Genomic DNA, 23,308 nt, shown 5'->3' with positions numbered 1-23,308 from the left:
CGCTGTCGCCCCGGTCCCGCGTGGAGAACACCCTTTCCGCCCCTCCGAAGGCCGTTCCAGGGGCGGAAAACGTGTCCTCCGCCTGAGCCAGGGCGCCGGGGGTGCGGCGTGAGCGGGGTGGGGGACGGGATCCTCGTCGTCGACAAGCCGGCCGGCTGGACCAGCCACGACGTCGTCGGTCGCTGCCGGCGCCTGCTGTCCACGCGACGCGTCGGCCACGCGGGGACGCTGGACCCGGCGGCGACGGGCGTGCTGGTCCTCGGCGCCAACCGCGGCACGAAGTTCCTCACCCACCTCGTCGCCCACGACAAGGCCTACGCGGCGACCGTCCGGCTGGGGGTCGCCACGGTCACCGACGACGCCGAGGGTGAACCGCTCGGTGAGCCCGTGGACGCGACGGGGGTCGTGGACGACGCGCTCGCCGCGGCCGTCGCCGCGCTGACCGGGCCGATCCAGCAGGTCCCGAGCTCGGTCTCCGCCATCAAGGTCGACGGACAGCGCAGCTACGCGCGGGTGCGCGGTGGGCAGGACGTCGAACTGCCTCCGCGCCCGGTGACGGTGTCCCGCTTCGACGTCCTCGACCGGCGCCTCGACGGTCCCTTCCTCGACCTCGACGTCGTCGTGGAGGTCTCCAGCGGCACCTACGTCCGGGCCCTGGCCCGCGACCTCGGCCGGGCCCTCGGGGTCGGCGGGCACCTGACGGCGTTGCGTCGCACCCGGTCCGGGCCGTTCACGCTCGACGAGGCGCGCACGCTCGAGCAGGTGGAGACCGAGCCGCGGGTGGAGCCGCTCGCCGCGGTCGCACGACGCCTGTTCCCCGTCCTGGACGTCGACGAGCGCCAGGCGGGGAACCTGGCCCACGGCGGCTTCCTGCCCGCCACCGGGCTGGAGGGTCCGGTCGGGGCGTTCGCACCCGACGGGACGCTCGTGGCCCTCGTCGGCGACACCCCGCGCGGGGCGAAACCCCTGCTCGTCCTCGTGACCGGCGGTTAGGGTCGGTCACCGTGAGGGGTCGGGGGAGGGACGGTGCCGTCCTCGTCCCGGCCCTTGCGCTGGTCCTGCTCCTGGGCGGCGGTTCCGGGGTGCGGGACGCGCCTGCACCCTCGGGGGTCCCCGCGCCCGTGGTGGCGGCTCCCGGCGTCCCGGAGCCCGGGCTCCCGGTGCTCGACGCCCGGCTCGTCGAGCGCTCGCTGGCCACGGCGGACGGGACCCGCGGCTACCTCTGGCAACCGGCGGAGCTCCCGGGCCGCGCGCCGCTCGTGGTGGCCCTGCACGGCCTCGACGGCGAGGCGGGAGCCTTCGCGCGGGGGACGGGTCTCGCGGCGGCGGCCGCCGACGCCGGAGTCGCCCTCGTGGTGCCGCACGCGTCGGGCCGGGCCTGGAACGACGGACGCCTCGGACCGGACGGACCGGACGACGCCGCCTTCGTGCGCGCCGTCGTGGCCGAGCTCGTCGCCGAGGGGGTCGTGCACCCCGGCCGTGTCGTCGTGAGCGGGTTCTCCAACGGCGCCGGCATGGCGATGGTCCTGGCGGCCCAGCACCCCCTGGACTGGGCGGGCGTCGTGGCGGTCTCCGGTGAGCTGCTGGCCGGTCGGGGGGCGACCCGGCCCCTGCCTGCCGCCGCGCGTGGCGGGGCCGGACCCCCGGTCTGGTTGAGCCACGGGGACGCGGACCCGGTGCAGCCGTGGGCGGGCCGGTCCACCCGGTCGGCGTGGCTGCCGGCGCTGGCCTCGGTGGACGAGACGGTGGCGGCCTTCCGCCGGGCGAACGCGACGGACCCCGCCCCGGAGCGGTGGACGCTCCCGGGCGGGGCCTCGCTGACGGGTCCGGTGCAGGTCACGACGTGGCCGGGCCCGGCCCCGGTGACGGTCTACCGCCTGCCGGGCGCCGGACACGGGTGGCCGACACGCGCGGAGACCGGGTGGTCGGCCACCGACCTCGTCGTGTCGGTGGCCGCGACCTCCTGAGGGGTCCCCCCGGTCGGATCAGGCGTCGACGGTCTCCCGCACGCCGCGCCGGTCGCGGAAGCGGGCCAGGTCCAGCAGGCCCTCGCGCTTGGCGACGATCGTCGGGACGAGCGCCTGCCCGGTGACGTTGACCGCCGTGCGGCCCATGTCGAGGATCGGGTCGATGGCCAGGAGCAGCCCCACCCCGGCCAGCGGCAGTCCCAACGTGGAGAGCGTCAGCGTCAGCATGACGGTGGCGCCGGTGAGGCCGGCCGTGGCGGCCGAGCCGACGACGGACACGAACGCGATGAGCAGGTAGTCGGTGATCGACAGGTCCACCCCGAAGAAGCCGGCGACGAAGATCGCGGCCAGGGCCGGGTAGATCGCGGCGCAGCCGTCCATCTTCGTCGTGGCGCCGAGCGGCACGGCGAAGGAGGCGTAGGACTGCGGGACGCCCAGGTCCTCGGTGACGCGCTGCGTCACGGGCAGCGTGCCGATGGAGGAGCGCGACACGAACCCGAGCTGGGTCGCCGGCCACACGCCGGCCGCGAAGTTGCGCACGCTCAGGCCGTGGGCCTTCAGCAGCAGCGGGTAGACGACGAGCACGACGAGCGCGAGCCCGGCGTAGACGTCGACGACGAACACGCCCAGGGGGCTCAGGGCGTCCCAGCCGTACGTCGCGACGGCCTTGCCGAGCAGGCCGACCGTGCCGATCGGGGCGAGGCGGATGACCCACCACAGGACGGTCTGGACGACGGCCAGCGCGGACCGGGCGAAGGCCAGGACGGGTTCGGCCTTCTCGCCGACCTTCAGGACCGCCACCCCGAGGACGACGGCGATGACGAGCAGCTGCAGCACGTTGAAGTTCAGCGAGATGCTGCCGTCCTTCGCGGCGGACGCCTCGAGACCGAACGTGTTCCCGGGGACGATGCCCTGCAGGAAGTCCAGCCAGGAGCCCGTCGAGGACGGGTCCTTCGCGGCGCTCGCCGCGACGGACGACCGCTCGCCGGGGTCGGTCAGGACGCCGATCGCGATGCCGATGCCCACGGCGATGAGCGCCGTGATCGCGAACCACAGGAGGGTCTGCCAGGCGAGGCGGGCCGCGTTCGTCACCTGGCGCAGGTTCGCGATCGAGGTGAGGACGGCGAGGACCACGAGCGGCGGGACGAGGACCCGCAGCATCGTGACGAAGGTCGACCCGATGGTGGTCAGGGTCGTGGTGAGCCAGTTGGGGTCCTCGTCGGTGCCGCCCATCGAGCGGGCGAGCGCGCCCAGGGCGATGCCGAGGACGAGACCGATGAGGACCTGCACGCCGAAGGGCGTGCGGCGCAGGCGGGTGAGCACGGGGGAACTCCTGGGACGACGGGGTGGCGGGAACGGTGGTGCGCCGTCCCGCTACCTGGCGCTCTGCGCCCGCCCGAGGTCGATGTGGAGCCGCTCGGTGAAGTCCTGTGCCATGTCCATGCCGAGGGCGTGAACCGTGGCCCCGGCGCACTTGTTCCCGCCGCCTCGCTGCGCTCGGCCGGGGAACGTTGACTCCCCGGTGACGATCATCGTCACCGGGGAGTCAACGTTCCCCACCCGAGCACGCCGGCGCGCGGGGGTCAGAAGAGCGTGTAGCCCCCGTCGGTGACGACGACCGACCCCGTCGAGAAGCTCGAGGCGTCCGAGGCGAGGTAGACGACCGTCGCGGCGATCTCCTCCGGGCTGGCGTACCGCTGCATCGGCGCGTCCTCGATCCACATCCGGCGGAACTCGGGCCGGTCGACGGGGGCCATCTCCGTCTTGACGTACCCGGGCGCGACGGCGTTCACGCGGATGCCCAGCGGTGCCCACTCGGCCGCGAGCGACTTCGTCAGCTGGTGCACCGCGGCCTTGGAGGCGTTGTAGACCGGCTGCAGCTGCGGGCGGTTGACGATGGAGGCGCTGATGGAGCCGATGTTCACGATGCTCCCGCCGCCGTGCTCGGCCATCCAGCGCGCCGCGACGGTGCTGGGCAGCCACACGCCCTTGAGGTTCGTCGTGATGACGTCGTCGTACTCCTCGTCGGTCACCTCCAGCGCGGGGCGGTGGACGCAGGTGCCGGCGTTGTTGACGAGGACGTCGAGCGTTCCGAACTCCTCGGTCGTGCGCCCGATCGCGGCCTCGACCTCGGCGCGGGAGGTGACGTCCAGGCGGAGCCCGAGCGTGCGGCGGCCGGTGCTGGCCGCGATCTCGGCGGCCGCGGCCACCGAGGCCTCCTCGTTGCGGGCGGCCACGACGACGTCGGCGCCGGCCTCGGCGACGGCCTGGGCGAACGCCCGGCCCAGCCCGCGGTAGCCGCCGGAGACGAGGGCGACCTTGCCCTGCAGCGAGAACGTGTCCAGGACGGTCATCTCTCAGTTCCCCTCGGGTGCGTTGACGACGACGACGGCCTTCATGCTCAGCGGGTCGGAGTCGGCGTTGAGCGCGTCCTCGACCTGTTCCAGCGGGTACCGCGCGGTGACCATGTCGTCGAGGTGCACGGCGCCGGAGGTGGTCAGCGCGATGCCGCGAGGCCAGGTGTCGATGTAGCGGAACACCCCGGTGACGGAGATCTCCCGGGTGGCGATGAGCTGCACGGGCAGCGGCATCTCCTCCGCGCCCAGGCCCACGAGCACGACCGTCCCGCCGCCGCGCGTGCTGGAGATCCCCGACAGCACGGCCGGCGTCGCGCCGGAGCAGTCGATGAACGCGTCGGCGCGCAGGGCGGCGATCTCCTCGGCGTCGGCGACGGGGTGCAGCGCGCGGGTGGCGCCGAACGACGTGATCCGCTCGCGGCGGGAGTCGACGAAGTCGGTGACGACGACATCGGTGGCGCCGCGGGCGCGGACTGCCTGCGCGCACATGGCGCCGATCGGGCCCGCGCCGGCGATGAGCACCTGGTCGCCCGGGCCGACGTCGGCCTTGTGCGCGGCCCACAACCCCACGCTCAGCGGTTCGAGCAGGGCGGCGGACTCGTCGGACAGGCTGTCCGGCACGGTGTACGCCTGGTCGGCGGGGGCTGTGACGTAGTCGCAGAACGTCCCGTCGAACGGCGGCGTCGCGTAGAACTCCATGAACGGGCAGAGGTTCGAGCGGCCCGTCTTGCACTGCCGGCACTGCCGGCAGGGGACCTGCGGGTCGATCGCGACGCGGTCCCCGACGCGGGACTCCGGAACCCCGCGGCCCACGGACACGACCGTTCCGGACACCTCGTGCCCCAGCACGATCGGCGCGGTGACGACCATGTCCCCGATGCGTCCGTGCTTGTAGTAGTGGACGTCGGAACCGCAGACGCCGACGGAGCCGACGCGGACGAGGACCTCGCCGTCGCCGGGCGCCGGCACGGGACGTTCCTGCATCTCGACCACGCCCTGCTTCAGCAGGACGCTCGCGCGCATCGTGGTGGGGACGGTGGTCCCGGTCATGGTCTTCTCCTCGTCGAGGTGGGGCTCAGGCCGAACTGCGGGTGGAACTCTGGGGGAGCCTCTCAGGCCCGTCTCGTCACCGGACGGTGTACCCGCCGTCGACGACGAGGTCGTGGCCGTTCACCATCGCCGCACCCGGGCCCGTCAGGTACAGGACGGCGGCCGCGACCTCCTCGGGTTCGGCGAACCGGCCGACGGGGACCTGCGCGCGCAGGGCGTCTCCGGCGGCGTTCTGCCAGTTCGGCCGGGACAGCGGCGTGAGGACGACGGTGGGGGAGACGGTGTTCACCGTGATGCCGAGCGGTCCCCACTCCAGGGCGAGGGTGCGCGTCATCCCCAGCAGGCCGGCCTTGGAGGCGGCGTAGGCGACGTGCCCCTCCAGCCCGACCGTCGCGGCCTGGGAGGCGATCGTCACGATGCGTCCGCCGCCGTGCACGGCCAGGTGCCGGGCGACGGCCCGGGCGACGACGAAGGTCCCGGTGAGGTTCACGTCGAGCGTGCGGGCCCACCCGGCGAGGTCGATGTCGAGCGCGGACGCGATGGTCGCCGTCCCGGCGCAGCCGACGAGCACGTCGAGCCGGCCGGCCTCCCGCACGACGGTGGCCACGGCCTCCTCGACGGCGACGGGGTCGGTGACGTCAGCGGCGACGTGGACGTCCCCACCGGCCCCGGCGAGGGCCCGTTCGTCGCGGTCCAGGACGGCGACCCGGGTGCCTTCGGCCGCGTAGGCGGCGACGACGGCCGCGCCGATGCCGCTGGCGCCGCCCGTCACGAGGGCGACGCGGTCGCCCGCACCGCTGCGGGGGTCCTCCGGGGTCACGGAACCGAATGCTGGGCAGCCGGCCGGGCCCGGTCAACCGCTCTGCTCACGTGAGCAGACTCCTGCGCATCCGAGCCGGGATCGGCGAGCATTGGGCGCGTGGGTCCGGAGGAGCTGACCGAGGTGGTGGCCATCGCGCGCCGGCACTACGTCGACGGGCTCTCCCGCGTGGACATCGCCGCCGAGCGGGGGCTCTCCCGGTTCAAGGTCGGCCGGGTCCTGCAGGCCGCGCGGGCCGCCGGCATCGTCCGCATCGACGTCCGGGCGCCCGCGGGCATCGACTACGACGTCTCCGACGAGCTGCGGGCCCGCTACGGACTGCGGCGGGCGCTCGCGGTGCAGACGCCCGACGGGGACCGGGTCCGCGAACCCCTCGGCCAGGTCGCGGCCGACCTGCTCCGCGAGGTCGTCACCGCCGACGACGTGCTGGGCATCGACTGCGGTCGCACGCTGCGGGCCATGACGGGCCACCTCGACGGCATCGCCGCGTGCGACGTCGTCCAGATCACCGGCCTCGGCGGTCAGCTGGGCGCCACCGCGACCGACATCACGCGCGTCGTCAGCGAGGCCAGCGGCGGACGGGTCTTCTCGATCTTCGCCCCGCTCGTCGTCGGTGACGCCCGGACGGCCGCGACGCTGCGCGCCCACCGCGCCCTGCGTCCGACCCTGGCCGCCCACGCCCGGGTGACGCGCGCCGTCGTCGCGGTCGGCGCCTGGTCCCCCGAGCACTCCCAGATCCCGGCGCTGCTGGGGGAGTCGGAGACGGCGCGGTTCGCCGCGGCGGGGGTGGTCGCCGAGACAGGGGCGCTGCTGGTCGACGCCGACGGCCGCCGCGTCCCCGGCCTCGACGAGCGCCGCCTCGGCATCTCGGAGGAGCAGCTGCGCGCCGTCCCGGACGTCATCGGCGTCGGAGGCGGACGGGGGAAGACGGACGCGGTCCACGCGCTGCTGCGGTCGGGACTGGTCTCCTCCGTCGTGACCGACGTGCACCTGGCCCGCCGGCTCCTGCGCCGGGAGGGCTGAACCGTGGAAGCCGACCTGCACCCCGGCGACGAGACGGCGCTGACCGGTGGGGGCCGGACCGTCGTGACGCGCCGCGGGGAGGTCGTCCTGCGCCCCGCCACCCCGTGGTCGCCGGCCGTGCTCGCCCTGCTGCACCACCTCGCCGAGCGCGGGTTCGAGGGGGCGCCGCGGCCGGTGGGGACGGGCGTCGCGGCCGACGGCCGGGAGGCCGTGGCCTTCGTGCCGGGGCAGGTCCTCGCCCCCGCGCCGTGGACCGACGAGGCCGTGAGCGGCGTCGGTGCCCTGCTGCGTGCGCTGCACCGCGCGGTGGCGGACTTCGAGCCCCCGGCGGGAGCGCGGTGGCAGCCCTGGTTCGTCCGCGAGCTCGGCCGCGGGCCGCGCGTCGTCGGTCACGGCGACACGGGCCCGTGGAACTGGGTGTCCCGCGCCGGGCTGCCCGTGGCCCTCGTCGACTGGGAGGCGGCCGGTCCCGTCGACCCGCTCGTCGAGCTCGCCCAGGCGGGCTGGCTCACCTGCCAGCTGGTCGGCGACGTCGTGGCGGAACGGCAGGGGCTGGGGAGTCCCGTCCAGCGGGCGCGGCAACTGCGGCGGTTGCTCGACGGGTACGAGCTGCCGCCGGCTCGCCGCGAGGAGCTCGTGGCGCTCCTCGTCGAGGTGGCCGTGGCCGACGCGGCCGCCCAGGCCGACGAGGCGCGCGTCCGGCCCGAGAGCACCGACCCCGCGCCGCTGTGGGCGCTGGCGTGGCGGACGGACAGCGCGCGGTGGATCCTGCGCCACCGCGCGCTGCTGCTGCGGGAGGTGCTGCGCGCCGGGTGATGCGAGGGCTCAGGTCGCGGTCGGTCCCACCGCGGCGCCCGGGACGACGTCCCAGTGCTCGACGATCTTCCCGTCGACCACGCGGAACAGGTCGGCGGCCGTGAACTCCTGCGCCGCACCGCCGACGGGCCGGGAGAACGTCCACACGAGGTCCCCGTCGGACAGGGACAGGGCGGACTCCTGGGGCGGGAAGGACGACCCCGCGAAGAACTGCTTCAGCGGTGCCGTCCCGTCGGGGACCAGCGGGTTGTGCTGGCGGTAGGCGGGGTCGAACGAGCGGTCCACGACCGTCGCGTCCTGATCGCGGAACAGGGTGTCGTAGGCGCCGACCGCGAACTGCCGCTGCTGCTCCTCCTGCTCCTCGGTGAGGGCCGCGGGGGTCCCCGTCCACGCGTCGTCGAACATCGTGTGGCCGCTCGCGCCGGCGGCGGGCACGGCCTGGGACAGCGCCCAGTGCTGGACGACCTTCCCGGCGTCCAGGCGGAACAGGTCGACGCGCGCCGTCCCGGTCCACGGCTGCGACGGGTCCTTCGCGTCGTGCCAGTGCACCGCGACGTAGGGACCGTCGGCGGCGGTGCGGGCCACGACGGCCCGGTTCCCGGCGGTCAGCCCGGGCGGGGCCGTCCGGAACAGCTGGTCGACGACGGCGAGGTCGGCCTGTTCGGCCGCCCGGTCGAGGCGGTCGTCGCCCGACGGGGACGCGGTGGAGGTCGAGGGGGAGATCGAGCTCTGGGACGGGGCGGGGTCGGCGGCGGAGGATCCGCTGCACCCGGCGAGGACGGCGGTGGCGAGGCCGGCAGCGGCGAGGACGAGGAGTCGGGATCTCACGCCCAGGACACGGCGCGGGCCGTACCGACGTTCAGGTTTCCTGATGTGACAGTCGTCACGGCCCCGCCGTCGGTGGGGCTGGCCGGGACGGACGGGCGGTGCGACAGTGGGGATCCCAGCGTGGCGCTCGACGGACCGAGGAGGCAGTCGTGGACGAGGTGGCGCAGGACGCACGGACGTCGGCCGACCCGAGGGCGCGCTGGCGCACGCTCCCGCCGCGGACGCGCCCGGAGGACACGGTCGCCGAGCTGGACGTCAGCCCGGTGCCCGCACCAGGCCCCTCGGAGGACCCCAACCGTGCCGCGGTCCTGCGGTTCCCCTTCCCGGGCGTCTGACGGGGTGCGGTCGTCGCGAGGTCCGCGCGTCCGGGCGCCCCGGCTCGTCGGCCGTCGCTGGCTGAACAGTCCTGCCCTCGCGCCGGAGGACCTGCGCGGACGCGTGGTCCTGCTCGACTTCTGGACGAGTTCCTGCGTCAACTGCCTGCACGTCCTGGACGAGCTGCGGCCGCTGCAGGAGGCGTTCGCGGACGCACTGGTCACCGTCGGCGTGCACTCCCCGAAGTTCCCCCACGAGGCCGACCCCGCTGCCCTCGACGCGGCGGTGCGCCGCCTCGGGGTGCACCACCCCGTGCTCGACGACGCCGACCTCGTCACCTGGCGGGCCTACGCGGCGCGCGCGTGGCCGACGCTGGTGCTCCTCGACCCCGACGGGTACGTCGTCGCGACGCTGTCCGGGGAGGGGCACGCGGCCGAGCTGGGGACCCTCGTGGCCGACCTCGTCGAGGAGCACGGCCAGGGGGGAACGCTGCGCCGCAACGGTTCCCCGGAGGTTCCCGAGCGGCCCGAGCCCTCGGTGCTGCGGTTCCCGGCCCGCGCCGTCGCGCTGCCGGGCCGGTCGGTCCTCGTCGCCGACGCCGGACACCACCAGCTCGTCGAGCTCGACGAGGACCTCACCACCGAACTCCGGCGGACCGGCACGGGGGAGCGCGGCCTGCAGGACGGGACGACCCCCCGGTTCGCCGGGCCGCAGGGCCTGGCCCTGCTGCCGCCCGCCGTGGCCGAACGCGTCGGGTACGACGTCGTCGTCGCCGATACCGGCAACCACGCGCTCCGTGGGGTCCGCCTGGCCGACGGGTCCGCGCGGACCGTCGCGGGGACCGGCCGTCCCGCGCGGCGGCGGCACGGCGGCGGTCCCGCTCTCGCGCAGGACCTCTCCAGTCCCTGGGACGTCGCGTGGTTCGACGGACAGCTCGTCGTCGCGATGGCCGGCGTGCACCAGCTCTGGGCGTTCGACCCGGTGCCGGGAGTTGCGCGCGTCCTGGCCGGCACCACGGCCGAGGGGCTCCGCGACGGACCGGCCGAGAGCGCCTGGTGCGCACAGCCGTCGGCGCTCGCGGTCGACGCGTCCGGCGACGTCCTGTGGTTCGCCGACGCGGAGACGTCGTCGCTGCGGAGCCTGCGCCGCAACGCCTCCGGGGGCGAGCCCGACCGGACCGTTCCGGTCGTCACTGACCACCGGTTCGCCAACGCCGACCCGGTCGCCCGTCCCGGGTACGTCGTCCGCACGCACGTGGGCACGGGGTTGTTCGAGTTCGGGTTCCGCGACGGGCCGGCCGCCCAGGCGCAGTTCCAGCACCCCCTCGGCGTCGCGGTCGACACCGACGGGACGGTGCTGGTGGCCGACACCTTCAACGGCGCCGTCCGCCGCTACGACCCCGTGGCCGAGGAGGTGACGACGGTCCTGCGCGACCTCGCCGAACCGGTCGACGTGCTGCCCGACGGTCAGGTGCTCACCACCGTGGAGAGCGCCGGGCACCGGCTCGTGCGCGATCTCGCCCCCGGCCGGGACCGGCGCACCGCGACGCCGCCCGTCGAGCTGCGACCGGGGGAGGTCCTGCTCGCGGTGGAGTTCACGCCGCCGCCGGGGACCCGCCTGGACGGTCGGGGGGACGGCGGGACCCGCCTCGTCGTCACCGCGGCGCCCCCGACCCTCCTGGTCGCGGGGCGGGCTGCGGGACAGGCGCTCTCACGTCGGCTGGTCCTGGCCGACGGGGCCACCGAGGGGGTGCTCCACGTCGCCGCGCGGGCGGCGACGTGCGACGACGACGGCAGGTCCGGCGCGGCCTGCCGCCTGCACCGCGCGGAGTGGGACGTGCCCGTCCGGTTCGTGCCGGGCGCGTCCGACCGGCTGACGCTCACCCTCCCCGCGGAGTGAGGCACCCCTCCACGCCGCGGCGAGGGGTGAGCGACCGGGGAGGGACGTCGCTGCTGCGCACCCGCGGGAACCAGGGCGGACCCGGCGCGCTCGACGTGCTCGAGGACCGCGGCCGGACGTACGCCGTGCACCACGACGACGACGCGCGCACCGGCGGGACGATCCGCCTGCAGGTGCGCGAGGTCGAGTGGGCGGACGGCCGGCCGGAGTTCTCCGACGGACCGGGCGACGGCACCCCGCCGGCCTGACCCGCTGCGCCGCCGCGGGATCCGGGCGGATCCCGCAGCGGCAGCGTCCCGGGGCGTCAGTTGGTGCGGTGCTCCAGGTAGTACCGGATGAGCGACCCCGTCGAGGGGTCCTGCGCGTCGAGCGCCGAGGAGTCCCCGGTCAGGGCGGGCGCGATCTCCAGCGCGAGCTTCTTGCCGAGTTCCACGCCCCACTGGTCGAAGCTGTCGATGCCCCACACGGCGCCCTCGACGAACGTGATGTGCTCGTACAGCGCGATGAGCTGGCCGAGCACCGACGGCGTGAGGGACGGCGCCATGATGGACGTGGTCGGCCGGTTCCCCGAGAAGACGCGTGCGGCGACGACGTCCTCGGCCGTGCCCTCGGCGCGGACCTCCTCGGCGGACTTGCCGAACGCGAGCGCCTTGGTCTGGGCGAAGAAGTTCGCCATGAACAGCGCGTGGACGTCGGCACCGTCGGCGGCCTCGTCCACGAGCGGGTGGGCCGGCGTGGCGAACGCGATGAAGTCCGCCGGGACCACCCGCGTGCCCTGGTGGATCAGCTGGTAGAACGCGTGCTGGCCGTTGGTGCCGGGTTCGCCCCAGAACACCTCGCCGGTGTCGGTGGTGACGGGTTCGCCGTCGTAGCGGACGGACTTGCCGTTCGACTCCATCGTCAGCTGCTGCAGGTAGGCCGCGAACCGGTGCAGGTACTGCGAGTACGGCAGCACGGCGTGGGTGTGGGCGCCCAGGAAGTTCACGTACCAGACGTTGAGCAGGCCCATGAGCAGCGGCACGTTCTGCGCCGGCTCGGTGGTGCGGAAGTGCTCGTCGACGGCGTGGAACCCGGCGAGGAACTCGCGGAAGGCCTCCGGGCCGACGGCGACGGCCAGCGACGTGCCGATCGCGGAGTCGACGGAGTACCGGCCGCCCACCCAGTCCCAGAACCCGAACGCGTTCTCGGGGTCGATGCCGAAGTCGGCGACCTTCTGCAGGGCGGTCGACACGGCGACGAAGTGCTTGGCCACCGCGTCCTTGCGGGCGGCGTCGTCGTCGGAGAGGACACCGGCCGCCGCCAGCTCGCGCCACAGCCAGGCGCGCGCCAGCCGGGCGTTGGTCAGGGTCTCCAGCGTGCCGAACGTCTTGGACGCCACGATGAACAGCGTCGTCTCGGGGTCGAGGTCCTTCGTCGTCTCGGCGACGTCGGTCGGGTCGATGTTGGAGACGAACCGGCACTCGAGCCCGGCCTGCACGTACGGCTTGAGGGCCTCGTAGGCCATGACCGGGCCGAGGTCGGACCCGCCGATGCCGATGTTGACGACGTGCGTGATGGCCTTGCCGGTCACGCCCTTCCACTGCCCGCTGCGGACGGAGTCGGCGAAGGCGAACACCTTGGTCAGCTCGGCCTGCACGTCGGCGTCGACGTCCTGGCCGTCGACGACGAGGGCGGGGGTCGAACCCGGCGGACGGCGCAGCGCGGTGTGCAGCACGGCGCGGTCCTCGGTGACGTTGATGTGCTCACCGGCGAACATCGCGTCGCGCCGCGCCAGGACCCCGGTCTGCTCGGCGAGCTGCAGCAGCGCCGCGACCGTGTCGTCGGTGACGAGGTTCTTCGAGAGGTCGACGAAGAGGTCGGCCACGCCGAAGCTCAGCCGCCGGGCGCGCTCGGGGTCGGCGGCGAACCAGCCGGCCAGGTCCGGGGTGGTGGCCTCGCGGTGGTCGGTCAGCGTCGACCAGGCCGCCGTGGTGGTCGGGTCGACGGGCCCCTTCACGTGGTCCTCGGTCATCTGTGTCCTCCTGTGCTGCGGCCCGCGGACGGGCTCGGCGAGTCTGCTGCGTCGGTCCACGACGGTGGGTCCCGCCCACGACGCTAGCCAGCCCGCGTTCGGGGTGCGCGACCGGCTGCTGGCACAGTGTCCGCGTGCAGCGGTGGGAAGACCTGTCAGACGTCGAACCCTGGTTCGGCCGGTCGGTCGTCACCATCGGCAACTTCGACGGGGTCCACCGCGGTCACGCCGCCGTCCTGGGGCGGGTCGCCGACCTCGCCCGCTCGCGCGGTCTCGGATCGGTCGCGGTCACGTTCGACCCGCACCCGCTGCAGGTCCTCGACCCCGACCGCGCTCCCGGGCTGCTGACCGGGCTCGACCACCGCCTCGACCTGCTGGAGCGCACCGGGCTGGACGCCGTGCTCGTCATGCGGTTCACGCGCGAGCTCGCCGCCTGGAGCCCCGAGCGCTTCGTCGAGGACGTCTTCGTCACCGCGCTGCGGGCGCAGGTCGTCGTCGTCGGCCACGACGTGCGGTTCGGCCGCGCCAACTCCGGGGACCTGGCGACCATGCAGGAGCTCGGCCGCCGGCACGGCTTCGAGGTGGTCGTGCTCGACGACCTGGGCGACCCGGGGACGGGTGAGCACCGGGTCAGCTCGACCGCCGTCCGCGAGGCGCTGGCCGCCGGGGACGTCGAGCGCGCGGCCCACATGCTGGGGCACCCGCACCGCGTGAGCTCGACCGTCGTGCACGGCGACCACCGCGGCCGCGAGCTCGGCTACCCCACGGCCAACCTCGACACCGACGGCGCGGTGGGGCTCGTGCCGGCCGACGGCGTCTACGCGGGCTGGTTGACCCGGCCCTCGGGCGTGCGGCTGGCCGCGGCCGTGTCCATCGGCACCAACCCGACGTTCGACGGCCTGCGCCGCCAGGTCGAGGCGTACTGCCTGCCCGGTCAGCCCGGGGCCGGACCGGACGACGTCCTGGACCTGTACGGCGAGCGCGTGGACCTGGACTTCGTGGCCCACCTGCGCCCGACGCTGCGCTTCGAGGGGATCGGCCCGCTGGTGGAGCAGATGGAGCGCGACGTCGCCCGCTGCCGGGCCCTGCTCCTCGGGTGAGGGGCCTGGTCGGGTCCCTGACGCACCGCTGGTAGCCTGGTCACCGCCGTTCGATCGGCCGCGGACCCAGAGCGCCCGGGTGGATCAGCCCCGAGGCACCGCGCAACGAGTGCAAGGAGAGACGAGTGCCCCTCGACGCCGCCACGAAGCAGAAGATCATGGCCGAGTACGCCACCACCGAGGGCGACACCGGCTCGCCGGAGGTCCAGGTCGCGATGCTGACCCAGCGCATCCGCGACCTGACGGAGCACCTCAAGACGCACCAGCACGACCACCACAGCCGCCGCGGGCTGCTGCTGCTGGTCGGCCAGCGTCGCAACCTGCTCAAGTACATGGCCAAGAAGGACATCAACCGCTACCGCTCGATCATCGAGCGACTGGGCATCCGTCGCTGACCCACCGGTCAGGGACCTGACGCGACAGGGGTGGTCCCGCTACTGCGGACCACCCCTGTTGCGCGTCCGTGCCGCACTCGCGGCAGACTCGCAGGTGCACCACCTGCGAGCAGTACACCCAGCGGTACCGCGCAGCGTCGCACCGGTCCTCGGTAGTGGCCTCCGGACGGCCCAGGACACCTGGGCCCTCCGTGGGTCTCGATCGAAGGCCGGGGCGCGCGGGTGCCGCGCCAACCCGGAGGAGGAACCCCTTGGAGGGTCCTGAGATCACCGCCGCCGAAGCCGTCCTCGACAACGGCTCGTTCGGCACCCGCACCGTCCGCTTCGAGACCGGCCGCCTCGCCAAGCAGGCCGCCGGTTCCGCGAGCGTCTACCTCGACGGCGAGACGTTCCTGCTGAGCGCCACGACCGCCGGGAAGTCCCCGAAGGACCAGTTCGACTTCTTCCCCTTGACGATCGACGTCGAGGAGCGCAGCTACGCCGCCGGCAAGATCCCCGGCTCGTTCTTCCGCCGCGAGGGCCGCCCCTCGACCGAGGCGATCCTGGCCTGCCGCCTCATCGACCGCCCGCTGCGCCCGAGCTTCGTCAAGGGCCTGCGCAACGAGGTCCAGGTCGTCGTCTCCGTCATGGCGATCCACCCCGACGACGCCTACGACGTCGTGGCCATCAACGCCGCGTCGATGTCGACCCAGCTGTCCGGCCTGCCCTTCTCCGGCCCGGTCGGCGGCGTCCGCGTCGCCCTCATCGACGGCCAGTGGGTCGCGTTCCCGCGCTACTCCGAGATCGAGCGCGCCGTCTTCGACATGGTCGTCGCCGGTCGCGTCGTGACCGCCGCGGACGGCACCGAGGACGTCGCGATCATGATGGTCGAGGCCGAGGCGACCGAGGGTTCCTGGACCCTCATCAAGGACCAGGGCGCCACCGCCCCGACCGAGGAGGTCGTGGCCGCCGGTCTCGAGGCGGCCAAGCCGCACATCGCCAAGCTCGTCAAGGCGCAGGCCGAGGTGGCCGCGAAGGCCGCCAAGCCGACGCAGGAGTTCCCGCTCTTCCCGGACTACGCCGACGACACCTACCAGGCCGTCTTCGACGCGTCCGCGACCGAGCTGGCCGCCGCGCTGGCCATCGCCGGCAAGCAGGAGCGCGAGACCCGGATCGACGAGATCAAGGACCGCGTCAAGGGCGAGCTCGCGGAGGCCTTCGCCGGCCGTGAGAAGGAGGTCTCGGCCGCCTACCGCTCGGTGCAGAAGTCGCTGATCCGCCAGCGCATCCTCAAGGACAAGGTCCGCATCGACGGCCGTGGCCTGGCCGACATCCGGACGCTGTCCGCCGAGGTCGAGGTCCTGCCCCGCGTCCACGGTTCGGCCCTGTTCGAGCGCGGCGAGACGCAGATCCTGGGCGTCACGACGCTGAACATGCTCCGCATGGAGCAGCAGCTCGACACGCTGTCCCCGGTGACGCGCAAGCGCTACATGCACAACTACAACTTCCCGCCGTACTCGACCGGTGAGACCGGCCGCGTCGGCTCGCCCAAGCGTCGCGAGATCGGGCACGGCGCCCTCGCCGAGCGCGCCCTCGTCCCGGTCCTGCCGGCCCGCGAGGAGTTCCCCTACGCGATCCGTCAGGTCTCCGAGGCGCTGGGCTCCAACGGCTCCACCTCGATGGGCTCCGTCTGCGCCTCGACGCTGTCGCTGCTCAACGCGGGTGTCCCGCTGCGCGCCCCCGTCGCCGGCATCGCCATGGGTCTGGTCTCCGACACCGTCGACGGCCAGACGCAGTACGCGGCGCTGACCGACATCCTCGGCGCCGAGGACGCGTTCGGGGACATGGACTTCAAGGTGGCCGGCACCAAGGAGTTCGTCACCGCGATCCAGCTCGACACCAAGCTCGACGGGATCCCGGCCTCGGTCCTGGCCGGTGCGCTGACCCAGGCCCGCGACGCGCGCCTGCACATCCTGGACGTCATGGCCGAGGCCATCGACACCCCGGACGAGATGTCGCCGACCGCGCCGCGCATCATCACCGTCAAGGTCCCCGTGGACAAGATCGGCGAGGTCATCGGGCCCAAGGGCAAGATGATCAACCAGATCCAGGAGGACACCGGCGCCGACATCTCCATCGAGGACGACGGCACGGTGTTCATCGGGGCCGTGGACGGTCCCTCGGCGGAGGCGGCCCGCGCTGCGGTCAACGCCATCGCCAACCCGACGATGCCCGAGGTCGGCGAGCGCTACCTCGGCACCGTCGTCAAGACGACGACCTTCGGCGCGTTCGTCTCGCTCATGCCCGGCAAGGACGGCCTGCTGCACATCTCGCAGCTGCGCAAGCTCTCCGGTGGCAAGCGCGTGGACAACGTCGAGGACGTCGTCTCGGTGGGCCAGAAGGTCCAGGTCGAGATCGCCGAGATCGACCCGCGCGGCAAGCTGTCGCTCGTGCCGGTCGTCGCCGAGGAGGCCGCGGCCGAGGGTTCCGCCGACGCCGCCGAGACGGCCGACGCCTGACGTGACGTCGAACCCGACCGGGAACCCCGTCGAGCTGCCCACCGTGGCGGCCGGCGGGGTTCCCGCTACCACCGTCCTGTCGGACGTCGACGGGGCCGTCGTCACCCGCACGGTGCTGCCGTGCGGGGCCCGCGTCCTGACCGAGGCGATGCCGGGCCAGCGCTCGGCGAGCATCGGCTGCTGGGTCGGCGTCGGCTCGCGCGACGAGACGAAGGGCCACTTCGGCTCCACGCACTTCCTCGAGCACCTGCTCTTCAAGGGCACCGAGCGGCGTGACGCGATGGACATCGCCTCGGCGTTCGACGCCGTGGGCGGCGAGGCCAACGCGGCCACCGGCAAGGAGCACACGACCTACTACGCGCGGGTCCTGGACTCCGACCTGCCGATGGCGATCGACGTCGTCACCGACATGGTCACCTCCGCCGTCCTGGACGACGACGACTTCACCAGCGAACGCGAGGTCATCCTCGAGGAGCTGGCGATGAACGACGACGACCCGGGCGACGTCGCGCACGAGCGCTTCGCCGAGCTCGTCCTGGGCGAGCACCCGCTGGCCCGGCCCATCGGGGGCACCCCCGACACCATCCGGGCCGTCGGCCGCGACGACGTGTGGGCGCACTACCGCGAGCACTACCAGCCGTCCACGCTGGTCTTCACGGCCGCGGGCGGGCTCGACCACGACGAGGTCGTCGCCACGGTGCAGCGCGAGCTGGACCGCGCCGCCGGCGACCTCGGGCAGGCCGCTCCCCGCGCGCGCCGCACCAGCGGTGAGGTGGCCGGCGGACTGGACCGCGGCCGCGCGCTCGTGGTGGACCGGCAGACCGAGCAGGCGCACGTGCTGCTGGGGATGACGGGCATCACCGCGACCGACCCGCGCCGGTTCACGCTCTCGGTGCTCAACGCCGTCCTCGGCGGCGGGATGAGCTCCCGACTGTTCCAGGAGGTCCGCGAGAAGCGGGGCCTGGCGTACTCGGTGTACTCGTTCAACGCGAACTACGCCGACTCCGGCTACGTCGGCCTGTACGCCGGGTGCTCCCCGGCCAAGGCGGCGCAGGTCAGCGACCTCATGCTCGCCGAGCTCGTGAAGCTGGGTGAGACGCCCCTGGAGTCCGAGGAGCTGGCCCGCGGGATCGGCCAGCTCACCGGTGGTCTCGTGCTGGGCCTGGAGGACTCCGGCTCGCGCATGAACCGCCTCGGGAAGTCCGAGCTGACCCACGGGCAGTTCCTCGACGTCGACGCGGTGCTCTCGCGCATCCGGGCGGTCAGCGCCGAGGAGGTCCAGGCCATGGCCGCGGACCTGCTGGCGCGGCCGCGCTCGGTGACCGTCGTCGGCCCGTTCGGCGACGACACGGGGTTCACCGGGGTCGTGCAGTGACGAGGGTCTCCGTGGCGGGGGCGCGCGGGCGGATGGGTTCGCTCGCCGTCGCCGCCGTCGAGGCCGCCCCGGACCTCGAACTGGTGGCCGCCCTCGGCCGCGGTGACGACCTCACCGCGGCGGCGGGCAGCGACGTCTTCGTCGACCTCACGGTGCCGGACCAGGTCATGGCCAACGTCGAGTGGGCGCTGGGCCAGGGGATGCACGTCGTCACCGGCACCACGGGCTTCACCGCCGAACGCGTCGAGCAGGTGACGGCGTGGGCGCAGGCCGCCGACCGCCACGTGCTCATCGCGACGAACTTCGGCATCGGCGCGGTGCTGGTGATGCAGCTGGCGGCGAAGGCCGCCCGGTTCTTCGAGTCCGTCGAGGTCGTCGAGCTGCACCACCCGGACAAGGTCGACGCGCCCAGCGGGTCGGCCATCCGCACCGCCAAGCTCATCGCGGCCGCCCGCGCGGACGCCGGGCTCGGCGACGTGCCGGACGCCACGACCACCGAGCTGCCCGGCGCGCGGGGGGCGGTCGTCGACGGCATCCACGTCCACGCCGTGCGGATGCGCGGGATGACCGCGCACCAGGAGGTCGTCCTGGGAGGGCCGGGGGAGACCCTGACCCTGCGCGACGACACCTACGACCGGTCCGCGTACATGCCCGGGCTGCTCGTCGGCGTGCGGCAGGTCGCGTCCCGCCCGGGCGTGACCGTCGGCCTCGAGCACTACCTCGACCTGGACTGAGGGCGGAGCAGTGGCGGGCGTGCGCACGAAGGTCGTCATCGCGGTCAGCGTGGCCGCGCTGCTGTTCTACTTCGTCTTCCTCGGCCGGCTCGGCTACGAGCTGATCCGGACCGGGGTGTGGGCGGGGATCGCCCTGGGCGTCGCTCTCTTCCTGCTGCCGGTCGTGGGGTTGTGGGCCGTCGTGCGCGAGCTCCTCTTCGGCCTGGCCACCGAGCGGCTGGGCCGCGAGCTCGCCGAGCGCGGTGAGCTGCCCGCGGACGACCTCGAACGCACCGCGGCCGGTCGCATCGACCGGGCTGCCGGGGCCCGCGAGTGGGAGCAGGCCAAGGCCGAGGTGGAGGCGTCCCCGCAGGACGCGGGCGCCTGGTACCGCCTGGCCATCGCCTACGACGCCGCCGGCGACCGCCGCCGCGGCCGCGCCGCCGCCCGCCACGCCGTCAAGCTGCACCGCTCGCCGTCCTGACGTCCCGGGCGCCGGTGGCTACGCTCGGTGCATGTCCTCCTCCGCGGACCGCGCCGGGACCTGGACCGGCGAGAACGCCTTCCGGCTGCTCGCCGACGACCCCCCGCACCCCGCGCCGGCCACGGCCTTCGTGCAGGTCAGCGGAGCCATGACGACGGTCGCCTACACGTGGGAGCACCCCGACGACGGCCCCCAGGCGGGGTTGCTCGCCCTCGGTCCCGCCGACGGCACCCCCGACGCCGGCCCGGTCGTCGCGCTCTGGGGCGACTCCTGGCACCAGGCCCCCGAAGCGCGCGTGCTCAGCGGCCGGGTCCACGAGGACGGGACCGTGGTCGTGGCCTACGACTACGCCGAGGGCCGGTGGCGCTGGGAGGTGGCCCTGGCCTCCGACGACGACGCCCTGGCCCTGCGCATGGATGACGTCCCCCTCGCCGACGGCGAGCGCCACACCGCGATGACGGCGACCTTCACCCGCGCCTGACCCCTCGCACCGCCCGTTCCCGCGTGGGGGAACGGGCGGTCAGCCGGGAAGGTCAGGTGTGGTGCTCGCGGTGGTGCGGGGCGCGGCCCGGCGGCTGCACGGGGCGGGGGAGCAGCGGGACCAAGGGGGTGAGCGGCCGCGTCACCGGCTCGCCGGAGTGCACGGTGAGCTCCTCCTCCCCGTGGCGCAGGTCGATGCTCGAGCCGTGGTCGCGGACGGTGTAGGTCACGGCGTCGGGGCGGACGTCGACGCACAGCTTCGCCTGCCGCCACCGGATCGTGAACCGCAGCCGCGAGACCCCCGACGGCAGGTGCGGGTCGAACCGCAGCGCGCCGCCGGTGTCGCGCATCCCCCCGAACCCGTGGACCAGGGCCAGCCACGTCCCGGCGAGCGAGGCCATGTGCAGACCGTCGCCGGTGTTGTGGTGCAGGTCGCGCAGGTCGACGGTCGCGGCCTCGTAGAGGTAGTCGTGGGCGAGCTCCAGGTGCCCCACCTCGGCGGCCGTGATCGCCTGCACCGCAGCCGACAACGACGAGTCCCGCACCGTGCGACGTTCGTAGTAGTCGACGGCGCGCGCCTTCTCCTCGGCCGTGAAGACGTCGGGGAACCAGAACAGCGCCATCTGCAGGTCGGCCTGCTTGACCACCTGCCGGCGGTACAGGTCGAAGTACGGCGAGTGCAGCAGCAGCGGGTACTCCCGGTGCGCCGCGAAGTCCCACTCGGGCCGCTGCGTGAACCCCTCGCACTGCTGGTGCACCCGCAGGTCCTCGTCGTAGGGGACGACGACGGCGGCGGCCGCGTCCCGCCACGTCGCCTGCTCCTCCAGGTCGACCCCGAGGGAGCGGGCGAGGTCGGGCTGCCGGGCGCACGCCTGCGCCGCGACCCGCAGGTTCTGCGCCGCCGCGAGGTTCGTGAACACGTTGTCGACGACGACGGCCGTGTACTCGTCGGGCCCCGTGACCCCGGCGACGTGCCAGCCGCCGCGGGCGTCGTGGTGCCCCAGGGACATCCACAGCCGCGCGGTCTCGACGAGGACCACCAGACCGCCGTCCGTCTCCAGGTCCTCGCTGCCCGTGGCGACCCGGTACCGCTCGACCGCTGCGGCGATGTCGGCGTTGACGTGGAAGGCGGCGGTCCCCGCCGGCCAGTACCCGCTGGACTCCTGGCCGCGGATCGTGCGCCACGGGAAGGCCGCGCCGCGCAGCCCGAGTTCCGTGGCGCGCTGCCGCGCGGGTTCGACCGTCCGGGCTCGCCAGCGCAGGGCGTCGGCAGCCGCCTGCGGCGCGGTGTACGTCAGGACCGGCAGCACGTACGCCTCGGTGTCCCAGAACGTGTGACCGTCGTAGCCGGGACCCGTCAGGCCCTTCGCGGCGATGCCGCGCTGCTCGGCGCGGGCCCCGGCCTGCAAGACGTGGAACAGGGCGAACCGCACGGCCTGCTGGACCTCGGCGTCGCCCTCGACCTCGACGTCGGCGGCGTCCCAGAACTCTTCCAGGTACTCGCGCTGCTCGGTGAGCATCCCCGCGAAACCCGTGAACCGGGCGCCGGACAACGCCCCCGCCACCTGGTCGCGCAGCGCCGGCGTCGACCGCAGCGCCGACCAGCCGTACGCCAGGAACTTCGTCAGCCGCAGTTCCTGCCCGGGGTCCAACGTCGTCACGACCGTCGTGCGCGCCCAGTCCTGCGCGTCGTGCGTCTCGACGTCCACCCGGCCCGGCGCGTGGACGTGGTTCTCCATGCCCGCGGCCATCTGCAGGCCGCTGACGCGGGTGCGGTGCACGAGCGTCGCCCCGGCCGTCCCGGAGTCCCCCTCCACGGCCTGCAGGGGCGAGTCCAGGACGGCCGCCACCCGCGGGTCGTCGGACTGCCCCGGCATCGCGGCGTTCGCGACGAGTTCGGACTGCAGCGTGACGCGGATCGGCTGGTCGACCGCCTCGACGACGTACTCGACGGCCGCGCAGGCGCGCTGCACGAAGGAGACCAGCCGGGTCGAGCGCACCCGGATCCGCTTGCCCGCCGGCGAGGTCCACTCCGCCGTCCGCACCAGGGTCCCCGCCCGCAGGTCCAGCACGCGTTCGTGCGCCGTCAGCGTCCCGTACCGCACGTCGAAGGGTTCGTCGTCGACGAACAACCGGACGAGCTTGCCGTCGGTGACGTTGACGACGGTCTCACCGACCTCGGGGTAGCCGTACCCCGCCTCGGCGTACGGCAGCGGACGTTCCTCGTGGAAGGAGTTCAGGTAGGTGCCCGGCAGACCGTGCGGTTCACCCTCGTCGAGGTTCCCGCGGAACCCGATGTGCCCGTTGGACAGCGCGAAGACGGACTCGGAGGACCCGAGCAGGTCCAGCACGAGCTGCGTCTCCCGGACCAGCCACGGGTCGACGGGGAAGGTGTCCTGCGCGATCACGAGGCGGCCTCCAGCAGGTCGGCGAGGTCGGCGACGACGACGGTCGCCCCGTGCTCGCGCAACGCGTCCGCCCGGCCCCGGCGGTCGACCCCGACGACCGCACCGAAACCCCCGGCGCGTCCAGCCGCGACCCCGGACAGCGCGTCCTCGAACACCGCGGTGTGCGCGGGGTCGACGCCCAGCGCACGGGCGCCGGCGAGGTAGCTGTCGGGGGCGGGTTTGCCGGCGATGTGCTGCTCGGCCAGCGTGACCCCGTCGACGCGCTCCTCGACGAACTCGGCCAGCCCCGTCACCTCGAGCACCTGCCGGGTGTTGGCGCTGGAGGACACCACCGCCCGCCGCAGGCCCGCCTCGCGCGCGGCCTGCAGGTACCGCCGGGACCCCTCGTAGACGTCCACGCCGTCGGCGTCGATGCGGCGCAGCAGGTCGGCGTTCTTCCGGTTGCCCAGCCCCGCGACCGTCGTGTCCTCGTAGGCCTGGTCGGCGGGGTCGTCGGCCGACCCCTCCGGCAGCGTGATCCCGCGGGAGGCGAGGAAGTCGCGCACCCCGTCCGCGCGGGGTTTGCCGTCCACGAAGGTCGCGTAGTCGTCCTCGGGGTCGAAGGCGTGGAACTCCTGCCCCGTGTGCTCGGCGTGCGCGCGCAGGAACGCGTCGAAGGTCGCGGTCCACGCCCGGTCGTGGACGGCGGCCGTGTCGGTGAGCACCCCGTCCAGGTCGAACAGCAGCGCGGTCACGTGGTCAGGCAGTCCCAGCACGCTCCGCACCCTAG

At 74.1% G+C, this 23,308-nt stretch carries 22 protein-coding genes; 14 read left to right on the top strand and 8 right to left on the bottom strand.

The genetic code is table 11. From position 1 onward, the window contains the following. Positions 1-108 precede the first annotated feature (108 nt). Both truB and ACFEMC_RS12310 read left to right on the top strand, forming a co-directional pair. Positions 109-993, top strand: coding sequence for a tRNA pseudouridine(55) synthase TruB (gene truB, locus ACFEMC_RS12315; protein WP_380169906.1), 885 nt, complete (start codon positions 109-111; stop codon positions 991-993). Between the two features lie 11 nt (positions 994-1,004). Next, on the top strand, positions 1,005-1,967 hold the full coding sequence (locus tag ACFEMC_RS12310; protein WP_380169905.1) for an alpha/beta hydrolase family esterase: 963 nt from the start codon (positions 1,005-1,007) through the stop codon (positions 1,965-1,967). A gap of 18 nt (positions 1,968-1,985) precedes the next feature. Here ACFEMC_RS12310 and ACFEMC_RS12305 read toward each other — a convergent pair whose 3' ends face one another. From ACFEMC_RS12305 to ACFEMC_RS12290, 4 genes are all read right to left on the bottom strand, one after another. Further along, positions 1,986-3,290, bottom strand: a complete 1,305-nt coding sequence (locus tag ACFEMC_RS12305; RefSeq protein ID WP_380169904.1) for a dicarboxylate/amino acid:cation symporter — start codon at positions 3,288-3,290, stop codon at positions 1,986-1,988. A 260-nt stretch (positions 3,291-3,550) separates the two neighbouring features. After that, positions 3,551-4,321, bottom strand: a complete 771-nt coding sequence (locus tag ACFEMC_RS12300; protein ID WP_380169903.1) for an SDR family NAD(P)-dependent oxidoreductase — start codon at positions 4,319-4,321, stop codon at positions 3,551-3,553. Positions 4,322-4,324: 3 nt separating this feature from the next. Beyond that, a complete protein-coding gene (locus tag ACFEMC_RS12295) occupies positions 4,325-5,374 on the bottom strand; it encodes an NAD(P)-dependent alcohol dehydrogenase (protein WP_380169902.1) in 1,050 nt (349 codons plus the stop codon). A gap of 76 nt (positions 5,375-5,450) precedes the next feature. Continuing rightward, positions 5,451-6,194 (bottom strand): GolD/DthD family dehydrogenase, encoded by a 744-nt coding sequence (locus tag ACFEMC_RS12290; RefSeq protein WP_380169901.1) that lies wholly within the window; start codon positions 6,192-6,194, stop codon positions 5,451-5,453. A 99-nt stretch (positions 6,195-6,293) separates the two neighbouring features. Here ACFEMC_RS12290 and ACFEMC_RS12285 point away from each other — a divergent pair, with 99 nt between their 5' ends. Both ACFEMC_RS12285 and ACFEMC_RS12280 read left to right on the top strand, forming a co-directional pair. Continuing rightward, positions 6,294-7,217: a sugar-binding transcriptional regulator gene (locus ACFEMC_RS12285; RefSeq protein ID WP_380169900.1), complete on the top strand. Its 924-nt coding sequence runs from the start codon at positions 6,294-6,296 to the stop codon at positions 7,215-7,217. Between the two features lie 3 nt (positions 7,218-7,220). Further along, a complete protein-coding gene (locus tag ACFEMC_RS12280) occupies positions 7,221-8,033 on the top strand; it encodes a phosphotransferase (protein ID WP_380169899.1) in 813 nt (270 codons plus the stop codon). A 9-nt stretch (positions 8,034-8,042) separates the two neighbouring features. On the opposite strand, the gene ACFEMC_RS12275 is transcribed toward ACFEMC_RS12280, so the two are convergent. Then, the gene (locus ACFEMC_RS12275; protein WP_380169898.1) at positions 8,043-8,861 is read right to left on the bottom strand and encodes a nuclear transport factor 2 family protein; all 819 of its coding nucleotides are present in this window, start codon (positions 8,859-8,861) and stop codon (positions 8,043-8,045) included. A 149-nt stretch (positions 8,862-9,010) separates the two neighbouring features. On the opposite strand from ACFEMC_RS12275, the gene ACFEMC_RS12270 reads away from it, so the two are divergent. Genes ACFEMC_RS12270 through ACFEMC_RS12260 form a run of 3 tightly spaced genes read left to right on the top strand, consistent with a single transcriptional unit; the run spans position 9,011 to position 11,323 of the window. Next, on the top strand, positions 9,011-9,196 hold the full coding sequence (locus tag ACFEMC_RS12270) for a hypothetical protein (protein ID WP_380169897.1): 186 nt from the start codon (positions 9,011-9,013) through the stop codon (positions 9,194-9,196). 4 nt (positions 9,197-9,200) lie between these two features. Beyond that, the gene (locus tag ACFEMC_RS12265) at positions 9,201-11,075 is read left to right on the top strand and encodes a thioredoxin-like domain-containing protein (protein WP_380169896.1); all 1,875 of its coding nucleotides are present in this window, start codon (positions 9,201-9,203) and stop codon (positions 11,073-11,075) included. A 26-nt stretch (positions 11,076-11,101) separates the two neighbouring features. Further along, complete coding sequence (locus ACFEMC_RS12260) at positions 11,102-11,323, top strand: hypothetical protein (protein ID WP_380169895.1); 222 nt, start codon at positions 11,102-11,104, stop codon at positions 11,321-11,323. Between the two features lie 56 nt (positions 11,324-11,379). Here the strand turns inward: ACFEMC_RS12260 and pgi are convergent, their stop codons facing one another. Beyond that, entirely contained in the window at positions 11,380-13,086 is a 1,707-nt protein-coding gene (gene pgi / locus ACFEMC_RS12255; protein WP_380169894.1) for a glucose-6-phosphate isomerase, read from the bottom strand. Positions 13,087-13,220: 134 nt separating this feature from the next. Here pgi and ACFEMC_RS12250 point away from each other — a divergent pair, with 134 nt between their 5' ends. The 7 genes from ACFEMC_RS12250 to ACFEMC_RS12220 all read left to right on the top strand — a co-directional run bounded on the left by ACFEMC_RS12250 (position 13,221) and on the right by ACFEMC_RS12220 (position 20,132). Next, complete coding sequence (locus ACFEMC_RS12250; RefSeq protein WP_380169893.1) at positions 13,221-14,186, top strand: bifunctional riboflavin kinase/FAD synthetase; 966 nt, start codon at positions 13,221-13,223, stop codon at positions 14,184-14,186. A 125-nt stretch (positions 14,187-14,311) separates the two neighbouring features. Next, positions 14,312-14,581 (top strand): 30S ribosomal protein S15, encoded by a 270-nt coding sequence (gene rpsO / locus ACFEMC_RS12245; protein WP_367637604.1) that lies wholly within the window; start codon positions 14,312-14,314, stop codon positions 14,579-14,581. A gap of 251 nt (positions 14,582-14,832) precedes the next feature. After that, on the top strand, positions 14,833-17,079 hold the full coding sequence (locus ACFEMC_RS12240) for a polyribonucleotide nucleotidyltransferase (protein ID WP_380169892.1): 2,247 nt from the start codon (positions 14,833-14,835) through the stop codon (positions 17,077-17,079). A gap of 1 nt (position 17,080) precedes the next feature. Next, positions 17,081-18,454 carry a M16 family metallopeptidase gene (locus tag ACFEMC_RS12235; protein ID WP_380169891.1) on the top strand — a complete coding sequence of 458 codons (1,374 nt, stop codon included), beginning with the start codon at positions 17,081-17,083 and terminating at the stop codon, positions 18,452-18,454. Further along, positions 18,451-19,188: a 4-hydroxy-tetrahydrodipicolinate reductase gene (gene dapB, locus ACFEMC_RS12230; protein WP_380169890.1), complete on the top strand. Its 738-nt coding sequence runs from the start codon at positions 18,451-18,453 to the stop codon at positions 19,186-19,188. The genes ACFEMC_RS12235 and dapB overlap by 4 nt, the downstream gene beginning before the upstream one ends. A 19-nt stretch (positions 19,189-19,207) precedes the next feature. Then, the gene (locus ACFEMC_RS12225; protein ID WP_380169889.1) at positions 19,208-19,651 is read left to right on the top strand and encodes a hypothetical protein; all 444 of its coding nucleotides are present in this window, start codon (positions 19,208-19,210) and stop codon (positions 19,649-19,651) included. 31 nt (positions 19,652-19,682) lie between these two features. Next, a complete protein-coding gene (locus ACFEMC_RS12220) occupies positions 19,683-20,132 on the top strand; it encodes a hypothetical protein (RefSeq protein WP_380169888.1) in 450 nt (149 codons plus the stop codon). A gap of 52 nt (positions 20,133-20,184) precedes the next feature. Here the strand turns inward: ACFEMC_RS12220 and ACFEMC_RS12215 are convergent, their stop codons facing one another. Both ACFEMC_RS12215 and ACFEMC_RS12210 read right to left on the bottom strand, forming a co-directional pair. Further along, positions 20,185-22,539 (bottom strand): glycoside hydrolase family 65 protein, encoded by a 2,355-nt coding sequence (locus tag ACFEMC_RS12215; protein ID WP_380169887.1) that lies wholly within the window; start codon positions 22,537-22,539, stop codon positions 20,185-20,187. Further along, positions 22,536-23,294 carry an HAD family hydrolase gene (locus tag ACFEMC_RS12210; protein WP_380169886.1) on the bottom strand — a complete coding sequence of 253 codons (759 nt, stop codon included), beginning with the start codon at positions 23,292-23,294 and terminating at the stop codon, positions 22,536-22,538. Before ACFEMC_RS12210 ends, ACFEMC_RS12215 begins: the two co-directional genes overlap by 4 nt. Positions 23,295-23,308 lie beyond the last annotated feature (14 nt).

Source organism: Kineococcus sp. DHX-1, from assembly GCF_042473625.1.
In the GTDB taxonomy this organism is placed as follows: domain Bacteria; phylum Actinomycetota; class Actinomycetes; order Actinomycetales; family Kineococcaceae; genus Kineococcus.
The sequence above is the reverse complement of the archived record's forward strand: the minus strand, read 5'-3'. Positions and strand labels throughout refer to the sequence as shown.